We start from the raw sequence: 13162 nt of genomic DNA, 5'->3' as shown, positions 1-13162 counted from the left end.
AGATTCGATAAGATGATCGTCATATTAATTCATTGGCACTCCAGTAAGCAAGCAATGTTTCAATTTTAAACACATATTCCTTATAACTTAATGGTTTTAGCATATAACCTGCAATTCCTATCTTATAACATTCCTTGAGATCGCTGTGAGTATTCGACGTAGTTAGCATAATCACGGGAATGTGCTGTAGGAATTCATTTGTTTTTAAAATAGTCAAAAATTCAATACCATTCATTTTTGGCATGTTAAGATCGAGTAAAATTATATCCGGTAACACTTCAATACTTTTCAATAATTCTATAGCTTCTTCCCCATTCTTAGCCTCGAGCAGACGATGCGGAAGTCCTAATTTATTAATAGTCCTATTCATTTTCATGATTTCGATGATATCATCTTCCAGAAAAAGAATCGTTAATTTTTTCGACATATTTGACAGGTAAGTTAGCTATAAAGTACGTGTCTTTTTATGTAAAAGGACACCAATTATCGATTAATCCGTCATTGAGTTCGTTGAATCTACAATATCCTTCGATGAATGAATTTACCAAAAACCCATCTTTAAACACAATCATATTGCTTGTGAACAAGCTGCATAAATTTTACTAATATTGTTAGTCTAAATTGTATGCTATGGCGATTATAATTTCTTCGGAAAAAGCTTCGGAAATTGCTTTACTTTTCTTCGGAATAACTTCTGAAGCATTTACACTTCCCGGTGATACCGATGAAAACTTTAAACTAAAAACAGCTGAAGGCGACTATTATCTTCTGAAAATTTCTCCCACGGATCAAGATCTCAATATCCTTGAATTTCAGAATGAACTTCTAAAGCACCTGCAATCAAAAAAATTGGATGTTCAGCTACCATCTGTGCTTCCCAATATGGACGGCAAATATCTAAGCGATTATAATTCCGAAGATGGGACAGTTCGAAAAATAAGATTACTCAATTGGATCGATGGCCGGCTTTGGGCGAAAGTGAATCCGAAAACTGAAATGCTTAGAAATAATTTAGGCGAACAAACGGGGAAAATCACCAAGGCATTATTAGATTTTGAACATCCGGCTTCGAAGCATACATCCCAATGGAATCTGGCCGAAGTACGTTGGACTCGTGATTTTATACAACTTTTTACTGCGGAAGAACGAAAGTTAGTAGGGAGTTTTCTAGATCGTTTTGAAGATATACAAACCACATATAAAAGTCTAACAAAAAGTGTGGTGTATAACGATGCAAACGATTACAATATTCTGGTCTCCGAAGACTTAAAAAATCCGAAAGTAACAGGCATAATTGATTTTGGTGATGCAGTTTACACCCAAACCATCAACGATCTGGCGATAGTGTTAACTTACGCCATTATGGATATTCCCGATCCTTTAGCGGCTGCTTTGGATATTGTAAAAGCATATAATAAACACTATCCTTTATCGGAAAAAGAATTAGAGTGTTTGTACACTTTAGTAGGGATAAGACTTGTTATTTCAGTCACAAAATCGACTATTCGGAAAAAAGAAGTTGGAAGTTCAGACTACCATACTATAAGTGAAAAATCTGCTTGGTTACTGCTAAAAAAATGGCGCTCCATACATCCGCACTTTGCGTTGTATAGTTTTAGAGAAACTTGTGGATATTCGGCACATCCATCTTATGACCAATTTAAAGAATGGGCTTTAACTAACAAAGTATCACTTTCTAATGTATTTCCAACACTTAGTTTTAATAAGCTCACAGATATCGACATGAGTGTTGGTAGTATATTTTTAGGGAATGCTTCGGAATACAACGACCCGGCCTTATCGGAATTTAAATTGCAACGGTTACAAAGAGAAAATCCGAATTCCCTACTCGCCAATGGTTATCTTGAAACAAGACCTTTTTATTCAACCGAAGCTTTTAAAAGTGAAAGTAACAACGGTCCGCAATACCGAACTGTACATTTAGGAACTGACTTTTGGATTCCTACTGAAACCCCCATACATACACCTTTTGATGGTGTAATTGTAATATTGCATGATAACGATTTTGTAAAAGACTACGGACCCACAATTATTATCGAACATGCCTTCAACCAAGAGAAATTTTACACACTATACGGTCACTTATCGAGAGCTTCACTCTCACGTTTTAAAGTTGGGCAGCATGTAAAACAAGGTGATCTTATTGCAAATGTTGGTGCCTTTTCAGAAAATGGAAACTGGCCTTCTCATTTACACTTTCAGTTGATGATGGATTTGATGGGAAATGGAGAAAATTTTCCCGGCGTCGCGTTTCCTTCAGAGGAATCTGTATGGAAGAGCGTCTGCCCCAATCCTATGCTACTATTTTTAGAAGAACTCGTTCCCGAAAAGGCAGATCTTTCCGAAGAAAAAATGAAAATTTTCAGAAAAGAACATTTAGGTAAAGGTTTAAGCTTGTCGTATAGCAAACCAATGCATATCGTTCGAGGTGAAGGTGCGTATTTAATAGATTCTGACGGGAAAAAATATCTCGACACCGCAAATAACGTGAACCACGTTGGGCATCAACATCCTGAAGTGGTAAAAGCAGGGCAACAACAAATGGCGCTTCTTAACACAAACACTCGCTATTTACATGAAAACATCATATCGTATGCCGACGCATTATTGAAAAAACTTCCAAAAGAACTAAGTGTATTGCATTTTGTGAATTCGGGAAGTGAAGCCAATGAACTCGCATTACGTATGGCTAAAATCTGTACCGGTCAAAATGATTTTCTTGCTATCGAAGTTGGATACCACGGTAACACTAATGCCGTTATGGATGTTAGTTCGTATAAATTTGATGGTAAAGGTGGCAGTGGTCAACCTCTTTCAACCCATATTTTACCCTTACCGGATCCATTTCGAGGACGCCATCCCGGGGAAAATAGTGGTAAAGAATATGCGTCCTATGCCAAAAAACATATTGAGCATCAAAAGGCAAATGGCGAAGGAATAGCCGGATTTATTGGAGAATCCATGATAAGTTGTGGCGGGCAAATCGTCCCGCATGCAGATTATTTTAAGGAAGTTTATAAGCATGTTCGAAGTGCCGGCGGACTATGTATTGCCGATGAAGTGCAAACGGGCTTCGGACGAATGGGTAAAACTTTTTGGGCATTTGAACTCTATGACGTAATTCCTGATATCGTTACCATGGGGAAACCGGCTGGTAACGGTCATCCATTGGCAGTAGTTGCCTGCACTAGAGAAGTTGCCGAGAAATTTAATACGGGGATGGAATATTTTAACACCTTCGGAGGAAATCCGGTCTCCTGCGCCATTGGAACATCCGTGCTTGACGTTATTGAGAAGGAAAAACTACAGCAAAATGCTTTAGAAACGGGAGGCTATTTAAAGTCCGAATTACAATCGCTTCGGAAGGAGTTTCCAATTATTGGCGACGTTCGTGGAGAAGGACTTTTTCTCGGTTTCGAATTAAATGATGCTAATAAAAACCCACTTGCTGAACACGCTTCCTATTTGGCAGACAGAATGAAGGAGTTAGGAATTCTTATGAGCACAGATGGGCCAGATTATAACGTATTAAAAATTAAACCACCTATGGTTTTCAGTAAAGCAAACGCCTCGGAACTGATTTTCCGACTCAAGACGGTTTTTACAGAAGATTTTATGATGCAATACTAAAAATTAAGTCTATTTGGGCGAATTGAGTTGACGCGCGCAAATAGACTTAATATTAATTTGAATTATTTTGACAATACTCCAATCCTTCTATAAATAAAATCTCCATGAATTCCTGTAAAGTATTTAGAGACTTTTTTATTTCGCGCTGTCCTAGCAGTCTCATTAGGCCAGGCTTCTTCGGCAAGTGTTCCTTGTCTATCAAGCATCTTGTCTAGATCGGCTAAGGTGTCAACATAAAATGCTTCCATGAATTCGGTCCTGTCTGATCCCCAAGCATGAACATTTGGATAATACGCTCTAATAAATTCATTCTTTTGAATAATCTTCTCGTTACCTTCAGTTCTTAGCGCCATGAAATCTTCTCGGGAACCATCTTCAGGAAACGCAAAATGACTTTTCCGTACATAAGTTATATAATCTTCTTTAGACCCTTGAGGTAGTAATTTAGCACCGGGAATTGGAGCATAAATCTCATCTGAATGTTCATTGGAATAATAAGCTCCTTGTTTCTTGAAATATGCGTCACGAGCACTTTCATTGGGCCATGCCAATTTTTCAAGTTCTTCATTACGGGTTACGGCTTTATCGATGGCATCCCATGATGGGTAGGTTCGCACATAGATTACTTCAGAATTATCTGCAGTGAAATAGTGTAGATAGAAAGATGAACTTAGCACATGTTCGTTCTTCATGGTTACCTTGTCGAGATACTCTTTCTCTGTCGCCTTCCATTTGTCCATGTCAAAATCTTCCATTTCCATATTCCAATGCATTGTTGTGACTGCTACATAGGCCGGTATAACCGGTTTTTCCTGAGCATTAACAATTGCCGTGTTTACTAATAATAAAAAGATAATTAGTACTCCAATTGGTGTGTGTTTAGTTTTCATAAAGCATAAAGATTAGTTAGTATATTGATAATTGTTGAAAATTCAATTTTTTAACTTTTGCCTTAATAAGCTGCTACAATGAAGTAAGGACGATTGTGGGGAGATATCAATTAGGAATGAAATTGGGGATTAAATTTGGGAATCAAAACGAAAAAGCTTGGGGCATTTCGTTGGTCATTGCTGAAATTTAGATATGTTAAATATACAATATTTATTGTTTAAACATCTCTTTTATAATTATTTATAAAAAACGAAGTGGCGATAGTGTTCTAGTCGAAGTTTTCAGTTTATGAAATAGTTTTTGCATAATCGTTCCAAAATGTAGTCCATTTATTATCCCAATGTTTAAAAATCCTCACAGATAAAAGCGCATTTAGATTGTAAATTTGTCTCACCTTTGATTGTGACTTTTCTTTTTAGTCTTACTTTTAATTAATGATATGTAATTAAGGAATATTGAGACATAAATCTCAACTTTGCTATACCAGTCAGAAAACCAATACTATTATGAAAAACATATTGATACTTTTATTAGTTTTAGCAGGCACCAACATTTGTGCTCAAACCACGGAAGCTGAAGACAAAGCCTCTATCCTTTCTGTATTGAATCTACAAGAAAAAGCATGGTCTGCCAATGATCTGGAAGGCTTTATGCAAGGTTACTGGAAGAGTGATTCACTTAAATTTTATGGAAGTAGCGGCCTCACCAAAGGGTGGCAACAAACGCTCGATAACTACAAAAAAAGTTATCCAACTAAGGCACATTCAGGGATTTTAAACTTTAAAATAAACGATATTTCCAAAATCGATACCGGCTCTTATTGGGTAATGGGTGAATATTTTCTAAAACGAGAAGTTGGAGACGCGAATGGTGTTTTTATAATTATTTTCAAAAAGATCGACGGTGAATGGAAAATAGTTGCCGATATGTCCTGTTAAGTTATGGTTGCAAAAGTTAGAATAGCTAAGGTAAAAGACCTTCCAATTCTTTTAGAGTTTGAACAAGGTGTTATCGCTGCAGAACGAAGTATGGATCCAACTCTAAAAAAGGAGAAAATCAGTTATTACGATATTGGAGAATTGATAAAGGCATCTTCTTCCGAAGTGTATGTAGCTGAAATTAATGAAGAAATTGTCGCTTCAGGCTATGTAAAAATGGTTGAGGCAAAGCCTTACTTAGATCATAAATATCAAGGATACTTGGGCTTTATGTTTGTGCCAAAGGAACATCGTGGAAAAGGATTGAACAAAATGATACTTGACGCACTAATTAATTGGTGCAAGAAACGCAATGTTACTGAAATTCGTCTGGATGTTTATAATGACAATCCCCCAGCTATAAGAGCCTATGAGAAAGCGGGCTTTAAACCTCACCTTATAAACATGAGATTGTCAATCGACGATTAAGAAAGCTTATCTAGTTCTTCCTTTAGTTTTTTAGTTAATTTGCTAACAATCAAATCGTAAGAATGATCGATTAATTCTAACAATAAATCTCTGGGAATGGCTTCAATTTCAATGGTATTCCACAGTTGTTTGTTCATATGATAACCAGGACGGATAACGCCGTCGAACTCTTCTCGAAGTTCAATAGCTCTTTCTGGATCGCATTTTAGATTAACTTCTGGTGGTAGTCGTTCCAAACCTGTAATGGTAAATATCTTTCCCATCACTTTAAAAACAAGGGTTTGCTCATCGAAAGGAAATGACTCGGTCACGCCTTTTTTATTCAAACAATACGATCGGAACTCTTCAATATTCATAATTACTGTACTTTGTATCCTAAGGCGGGTTTACTGTCAAAATAAATCAGCAAATTATCGGCTCCCGGCTGTAGCGGAATACTAAATCTCAACTGATCACCTTTTCTTTCAAAATCACGTACCTCAAGAGTATCGCTTCCATACGAATAACTAACATTTTCTATAGTTTCAGAATTCACAGTAAAGAGTATCTGATCAAAATATTCGTCCCTACTAATTATTCCCATCATCGGACTTTCAATATCACCCATCTTCATCTCTTCCTTAATAATTAATGGCATGTTTGCAAAAACTTCCTTCGATACTAAACGATCTAAAAACGCATCTTCCTGCATGTCGGGATAATGTGTTTTAAAGAAAAGTTCGGGTTCTGTCTTATAGAAAAAATACGAAGGTTCTTTTAAAAATTTGTTTCTGTATTTTCCAGCGCCCCAGGTTACATCGAATAAATAGGGTTTCCCTTCCAAAACCACCACATTCCACATATGACTCTTCTTAAATGGTCTTCCAATATCATTAAAATTGGTCTTGATATCCCCTCGCACCAGATAGTTTTCTATCCCTTGAAGTTCGCATAATTTTTCAAACAGCATGGCATAACCTTCACAAACAGCAATTCCTTTTTGAAGTGTTCGTTCTATAATCTTCTCACGGGTTTTTTCTTCCTTTTCGTTTCGCTCGCGGTAGTTTTTAAAATTGAAGTTGAATTTTTTATACTCATCGGGATCGTATGCAATATTTTGAATAATCCAACTGTACATTGCTCTTACTTTTTCCTCTTCGGAAATGAAATCGCGGGTTATAAATTTTGCTAACTGTTCTGGTGCTTTAAAGGTTTCAGGATATAATAAAATAGACGCATCTACGCGTTCATAGTCCTGAGCCATCAACGCCGATGTTGTAGCAAAAAATACCGTCAAAAAGAGATTTAAATAATATTTCATTTTGTTTCTGAAGGTAAATTAATCATGCCTTTATCCAGCGTTAAAGCAGAAAAATCGAGTTTCCAATTTATAGTTTCAACCAAGGTTTCCATAAGTTGAATACTATCCATAGCCTGTTTGGATGCTTCCTCAAATAAGCCACTTTCGGGTACTTTATCGAGGATATGTTGTTTAGCTTCGGAAGTAATTTCGGTAAGATCGGCGCTTGTAAACGGATTTGCCCATCCTTCTTTCTTATCGTAATATTTAAAATCTGTATCGACCGAAAGCAATTCAGGCTGCGGAAAATTAGTTAAGATTATCGTTCTTTTTTTGGGATCAGACTCCATTTGAATCTTATTTAGATCGAAACCCACGTGCGCTTTAGCTTCGATCAATAATATAGCTTTTTTCTTGCCAAGTATCGCCTGAATCCACTTCTCACGAACATTTTCGTAATAATAAATTTCAGAAAAACTCCCTTCGACCGTGATAAGCTTGCAAACACTTCTCATCTTTTCCATCAAAATAACCGATTGTTGATGCGTTCGTCCTTTTCGCCGACTTTTGCTAAATCTTAAGAAAACAAAATACGCCGTGATCGCACCTACCGCCAATCCTATAAAGAGTAATTCCATATTAGTCCTTTCCTATCCTTCCTAAATGTGTGTTTTTAAAATCATCCTCATATTTCAAACCATAACCAAATACTCGGTCCATGGCTGCATGGGAAAATAAAATAATTCCTACTAATGTATAAAAATCACCCCAATAGAGCATACCCATCATTAATATAGCTAGCGCAATTCCTTTATGATGAAACAGATTATAGGTCATCGCACCAATCTTTGGGTTCATTAAATAACCCAACATTCCTACATCCGGAAGCAATAGTAATGCCGGAAACACCCACCATTCGTATGCTAGTTGGGAAAACAAAAATATTCCGAAGAAAAACTGGGCAAGTTCCTCCAATTTGAGCGTGGTTTTCATAAAGAAGAAATAAATTTATACAAGATGGGCTTACTGGGAGTAGCATCGTTATTAAAAGAGGCAATTTGAAGGTTTAACATATAAGAGTCATCCTTCACTGAGTTTGGAACGTAGATAAATTCTGTAATGGTGGCATCCATTCTTGGCGCCTTCGGATAATTCCAAAATGCCCTGTGAGCAAGTAGCTTACCGTCATCTTTTTCTTTGTCTACCGATGGAAGATCTATTAGCAGATGCTTTACACCGATTTCACGTATAAAAGTTGCAGCCTCATGATGAAGATACGGCCAATTAGTATTAGAATATTTTCTGCTTTTTTTTGTTGTATCGTTTGGAAGTGTTCGTATAATCAATGCTTCCGGGCGATTATCTCCCAATGCCGATTCAATTTTAAGTTTCGAAATTAATTGATCTTCCCCTATAGTTTCAGGTAAAACTGTAATTAATTCTGCAGTAAAAAAAAACTCTTTTAGCTGTTCATTTATTGAAATAAACTTACTTGTAATATGTCCAACACATTCGGTATGTGTTCCATGAGCGTGTGGATTAAAATAAATATTATTAAAATTAACAGATGCACCTTCACTTACTTTTCCCGTCCAATCGTCCATTTTTACCGGCTCTATTTTCGGAAGGTCAAGATACCAGGCGAGGGGATTATGCTCTGAAGCTTCCAAAGGAATTGAAATATCAATAGGTTTGGATACATCGACTGTTTGACGTGTTTTATCCACCTTAAAAGTAGCGAGCATGGTGCGTTTTTTAGAGATATCAAGATACAACAATCTGAAATACTTACATAGAAATGAAATGTAAAACCCTTTTTAGATATAGAATTTAAGGCAGGACTTCTAAATCATATGTAAATAGACAGACTATATTGGGTTGGATTGCCCAAGGCTCTATTACCAATACCTCAAGTGAATGGGCTAATCAATAAAAAAGAGGTCACTCGCAACGCCATCACTAAGAAACTTTCCTTTGGCGGTGATTTTTAAAATATCTCCATCGAATTTTAAAATTCCGTTGTTAATGTGATTTTTTGACTGATTATCAATGTGTTTTCTGTATTCAGAACCAAACTCAGTTTCGACGCGTTTCATTGAAATTCCCCATTTGGTTCTTAAACCGGTCATTACATATTCATTAAAACGATCGTTTATGGAGAGCAATTCTTTTGTTAAAGGCAATTCACCTTCTCTTATTTTTTTGATATAAATGGTATTATTGCTCACATTCCAACTTCGTTCTTTTCCGTTGTAACCATGAGCTGATGGTCCTATTCCCAAATAAGGTTTCCCTTGCCAATAAGCAGTGTTATTTTTTGAATAAAACCCATCTTTTCCAAAATTCGAAAATTCGTAGTTATCGTACCCGGCTTTTGAGGTCTCAGCAATTAATAGTTTGTGGTGATCGGCTGCTACTCCATCTTCAACTTCAGGCACGATTCCCTTTTTAATAAATGTCTCGAGAGCTGTTTTTGGTTCGACCGTTAGGGCATAACAGGACAGATGTGGTACGTTAAGAGAAATAGCAATTTCAAGATTTTTAAGCCATCGCTCATTAGTCATTCCAGGAATGCCATAAATAAGATCGATACTTATGTTTTCAAAAAAAAGCTGTGCCATTTCAATACTGGCGAATGCTTCTTTTTCATTGTGAGCACGATTCATTAATTGCAGATCCTCCTCAAAAAATGATTGCACACCAATACTCAAGCGATTAATACCCGCAGATTTAAACGTTTTTAGTTTTTCTTCGGAAAGATCATCTGGATTTGCTTCCAGGGTGATTTCAGGATTTTTCGAAACTTTGTAATGTTTATAAATGGTTTCAAAAATAGCCGCTAACTCTTCCGAAGCTAATAAACTAGGCGTTCCGCCTCCAAAATAAATTGTTTCCACCTCTTCTTGTAACTCAGCTTTCCGAAGCTCTAATTCAACACAAAGCGCTTCGACCAAAGAACCTTTCTTTTTTAATGAAGTTGAAAAATGGAAATCACAGTAATGACAGGCTTGTTTGCAAAAAGGGATATGAATATAAATTCCGGACATCGTGATTGGTGATTGGTGATTGGTGATAAGTGATTGGTGATTGGTGATTGGTGATTGGTGATTGGTGATTGGTGGTTGGTGGTTGGAAAATAAAATTTATGGTCTTAATAAAAAATTATACGCCTCATGTTCTAGTTATTTTTTAACACGTTTCTCGTTCTGTTTTACAAATGCCGCCCAACCTGTATAACTTTTACCGGTATCGATTTTATTGCCATTATAGAAATGACAAACGGCTGCTGCGAGACCATCGGTGCTATCCAGATTTTTAGGCAATTCCTTTAATCCCAACAAACTCTGAAGCATTTTCGCCACCTGTTCTTTAGACGCATTACCATTCCCTGTAATAGCCATTTTTATTTTCTTCGGAGAATATTCGGTAATTGGTACTTCGCGTGAAAGTCCGGCAGCCATTGCCACCCCTTGAGCTCTTCCCAGCTTTAACATAGATTGTACATTTTTTCCGAAGAAAGGAGCTTCGATCGCAATCTCATCTGGATGAAAGGTGTCAATTAGTTCTATCGTGCGTTCAAAAATATGTTTTAGACGCACATAATGATCATCGTATTTGGAAAGTTGCAACTCATTTAGCTGCAAAAACTGCATCTTTTTTCCCACAACTTTTATGAGTCCGAAACCCATGATAGTGGTTCCGGGGTCAATGCCTAATATGATCTTTTCTGTGCTCAAGCCTATCAAACTATTTAATTAGTTTCTGGGAATTATAAACTGGGATAATTATAACTAATATCTTTAGTATTTTAGCCAAATGATACCCTCCCGCCACAAATCTAAACAATATCTACTGTCTGCCCTAAAGGTATTAATAGTAGCTGTGACTTTTGGATATATTTATGTGAAGCTCACTTCAGATAGTGCGCTTTCAATTCCAGATTTTCTGGTGATCCTAAAATCTAAAGCTATTTCACCGATTTACTTTGTAATAATTATTGCTCTGGCAGTTTCTAATTGGTTATTTGAAATTTTAAAATGGCAAACCATAGTTTCTACACTACAGCCCATTTCGTTCGTAGAAGCAGTAAAACAGAGTCTTGCATCGCTAACGGCCTCGTTGGCAACACCAAATCGTATTGGAGAATACGGTGCTAAAGCAATGTTTTATTCAAAAGATAAACGCAAAAAAATCTTAGTGTTAAATCTCGTGACCAACGGCACCCAAATGTTGGTTACCACATTCTTTGGAGTGGTTGGAATCAACTATATTATAGAAACTTACAAGCTAAATTTTTCTCCTTTAAAAATCTCAATGCTCCTTTTAATCTTATTAATTATAGGGTTTTTGGCATACTTTTACAAAGAGAAAGAACTGTTAGTTAAGGGATTATCTGTTTCAAACTTGAAAAAGTATATCAAAAAAATTCCTTTTTCGGTCAAATTTAAAGTGTTGCTTTATTCACTCGTACGATATATACTTTTTAGCACATTGTTTCTTTTACTATTGTATCTATTTAGTGGTGAGTCACGACCGAGTTCTGATATATATCTGGTTTTCTCCATGTATTTACTGGTTTCGATTATTCCAACAATTTTTGTATTTGATGTGATTGTTAAGGGAGGAGTTGCAGTGTGGCTGTTCTCTATGGCGGGATATCCTGAACTCACTGTACTCTGTACCGTGCTTACTATGTGGCTACTCAATTTTGTAATCCCCGCAATCTGGGGAAGCTTTTATGTACTTAGATTTAAACCTGCGACGGTATGATCTATCTATTTTGCTTTCTTATAGTGGCTTACTGTATTGCGTTAATAGTACTTCTTATTGGTTTTTTCAGGCTTAGTATTTATTCTTCGGAAGGAATTTCGCCACAAACACATTTTTCGGTATTGATTCCTTTTCGGAATGAAGCTAAAAACCTTCCGAAGCTATTAAAATCAATCTCAAACCTTGACTATCCAATTGAATTATTCGAATTTATCTTTATTGATGATGCCTCAACGGATGCTTCCGAAGCTATTATACAGACAATTATTTTAGAGCAAACAACTAATAAAAATATATCATTTCGTATAATAAAAAATCAAAGGCATTCCGCCTCCCCAAAAAAAGATGCGATCACCGCTGCCATTACCATTTCAAAACACGAATGGATCCTTACCACCGATGCCGATTGCGAACTTCCTAAAAATTGGCTTAGAACCTTCGATGCTTATATTCAAGAAAATAATCCAATGATGATTACGGCTCCCGTTCGTTATGAGTCTAATGATAGTTTATTAGAGGAATTCCAGAAATTCGATGGACTCAGTCTGCAAGGGGTTACAATTGGAAGTTTTGCATTAGGTCGCCCTTTACTTTGTAACGGTGCAAATTTGGGATATAAAAAAAGTGTTTTTAATCAAGTTAAAGGCTTTATTGGCAACGACCATATTGCCAGTGGTGATGATGTATTTTTAATGGAAAAATTTATTAAACACGACGCTTTAAAGGTATGTTATCTTAAATCTAAGGACGCCATTGTTGTAACTCAACCACAAAAAAGTTGGGAAGATGTTATCAATCAAAGAATTCGATGGGCGTCGAAAACTTCCAAACAGAAAAATCCGTTTTCGACCCTTTTGGGACTTCTGGTTTTTTTAGCGAATGTGTTTTTACTTATAATCCCTGTTTATTGTCTGTATCGACCTCAACATTGGACAGTTTTTATCGTATTTCTTGTATTGAAACTCTTCATGGATTATATCGTTTTAAAAACTACCGCTGGATTCTTCGGAACTAAGATCAACCTACTTCGCTTTATCTTAAGTGCATTAAGTTATCCCATGCTTGTAATCCGAGTCGTTTTGGGAAGCATAAGCGGCACTTATGAATGGAAAGGACGTAAATTCGAAAAACAAGCCTAAATTGAATTTATTTTTTACCTTTAGCC

14 protein-coding genes are annotated in these 13162 nt (G+C 36.4%); 5 read left to right on the top strand and 9 right to left on the bottom strand.

The genetic code is table 11. The annotated features are described in order from the left end of the window. Positions 1 to 19: 19 nt before the first annotated feature. A complete protein-coding gene (locus BXY75_RS04075; protein WP_121906411.1) occupies positions 20 to 427 on the bottom strand; it encodes a response regulator in 408 nt (135 codons plus the stop codon). Positions 428 to 630: 203 nt separating this feature from the next. Here BXY75_RS04075 and BXY75_RS04070 point away from each other — a divergent pair, with 203 nt between their 5' ends. Then, positions 631 to 3651, top strand: a complete 3021-nt coding sequence (locus BXY75_RS04070; RefSeq protein ID WP_121906410.1) for an aminotransferase class III-fold pyridoxal phosphate-dependent enzyme — start codon at positions 631 to 633, stop codon at positions 3649 to 3651. A gap of 62 nt (positions 3652 to 3713) precedes the next feature. Here BXY75_RS04070 and BXY75_RS04065 read toward each other — a convergent pair whose 3' ends face one another. Continuing rightward, the gene (locus BXY75_RS04065; protein ID WP_121906409.1) at positions 3714 to 4541 is read right to left on the bottom strand and encodes a hypothetical protein; all 828 of its coding nucleotides are present in this window, start codon (positions 4539 to 4541) and stop codon (positions 3714 to 3716) included. Positions 4542 to 5048: 507 nt separating this feature from the next. Here BXY75_RS04065 and BXY75_RS04060 point away from each other — a divergent pair. Next, on the top strand, positions 5049 to 5480 hold the full coding sequence (locus BXY75_RS04060; protein WP_121906408.1) for a YybH family protein: 432 nt from the start codon (positions 5049 to 5051) through the stop codon (positions 5478 to 5480). Positions 5481 to 5483: 3 nt separating this feature from the next. Continuing rightward, a complete protein-coding gene (locus BXY75_RS04055) occupies positions 5484 to 5948 on the top strand; it encodes a GNAT family N-acetyltransferase (RefSeq protein ID WP_121906407.1) in 465 nt (154 codons plus the stop codon). Here BXY75_RS04055 and BXY75_RS04050 read toward each other — a convergent pair. The 7 genes from BXY75_RS04050 to ruvC form a co-directional block, all read right to left on the bottom strand. Continuing rightward, positions 5945 to 6304, bottom strand: coding sequence for an MmcQ/YjbR family DNA-binding protein (locus BXY75_RS04050; RefSeq protein WP_121906406.1), 360 nt, complete (start codon positions 6302 to 6304; stop codon positions 5945 to 5947). The two genes, BXY75_RS04055 and BXY75_RS04050, sit on opposite strands and share 4 nt — an antisense overlap. Before the next feature lie 2 nt (positions 6305 to 6306). Then, positions 6307 to 7248: a transglutaminase domain-containing protein gene (locus BXY75_RS04045; RefSeq protein WP_121906405.1), complete on the bottom strand. Its 942-nt coding sequence runs from the start codon at positions 7246 to 7248 to the stop codon at positions 6307 to 6309. Further along, positions 7245 to 7865, bottom strand: coding sequence for a DUF4230 domain-containing protein (locus BXY75_RS04040; RefSeq protein WP_121906404.1), 621 nt, complete (start codon positions 7863 to 7865; stop codon positions 7245 to 7247). Before BXY75_RS04040 ends, BXY75_RS04045 begins: the two co-directional genes overlap by 4 nt. A gap of 1 nt (position 7866) precedes the next feature. Next, a complete protein-coding gene (locus tag BXY75_RS04035; RefSeq protein ID WP_121906403.1) occupies positions 7867 to 8220 on the bottom strand; it encodes a DUF4260 domain-containing protein in 354 nt (117 codons plus the stop codon). After that, the gene (locus BXY75_RS04030) at positions 8217 to 8972 is read right to left on the bottom strand and encodes a cyclase family protein (RefSeq protein ID WP_121906402.1); all 756 of its coding nucleotides are present in this window, start codon (positions 8970 to 8972) and stop codon (positions 8217 to 8219) included. The genes BXY75_RS04035 and BXY75_RS04030 overlap by 4 nt, the downstream gene beginning before the upstream one ends. A gap of 177 nt (positions 8973 to 9149) precedes the next feature. Further along, positions 9150 to 10274, bottom strand: coding sequence for a radical SAM family heme chaperone HemW (gene hemW / locus BXY75_RS04025; protein WP_121906401.1), 1125 nt, complete (start codon positions 10272 to 10274; stop codon positions 9150 to 9152). 135 nt (positions 10275 to 10409) lie between these two features. Beyond that, the gene (ruvC, locus tag BXY75_RS04020; RefSeq protein WP_121906604.1) at positions 10410 to 10964 is read right to left on the bottom strand and encodes a crossover junction endodeoxyribonuclease RuvC; all 555 of its coding nucleotides are present in this window, start codon (positions 10962 to 10964) and stop codon (positions 10410 to 10412) included. A 79-nt stretch (positions 10965 to 11043) separates the two neighbouring features. Between ruvC and BXY75_RS04015 the strand changes: the two genes are divergently transcribed. Together BXY75_RS04015 and BXY75_RS04010 are read left to right on the top strand one after the other, a co-directional pair. Then, positions 11044 to 11997, top strand: coding sequence for a hypothetical protein (locus BXY75_RS04015; RefSeq protein WP_147437222.1), 954 nt, complete (start codon positions 11044 to 11046; stop codon positions 11995 to 11997). Further along, complete coding sequence (locus tag BXY75_RS04010) at positions 11994 to 13136, top strand: glycosyltransferase family 2 protein (RefSeq protein ID WP_121906399.1); 1143 nt, start codon at positions 11994 to 11996, stop codon at positions 13134 to 13136. Before BXY75_RS04015 ends, BXY75_RS04010 begins: the two co-directional genes overlap by 4 nt. Positions 13137 to 13162 lie beyond the last annotated feature (26 nt).

Source organism: Ulvibacter antarcticus (assembly GCF_003688405.1).
GTDB classification, from domain to species: Bacteria; Bacteroidota; Bacteroidia; order Flavobacteriales; family Flavobacteriaceae; genus Ulvibacter; species Ulvibacter antarcticus.
This window is presented reverse-complemented; position numbering and strand designations above follow the sequence as displayed.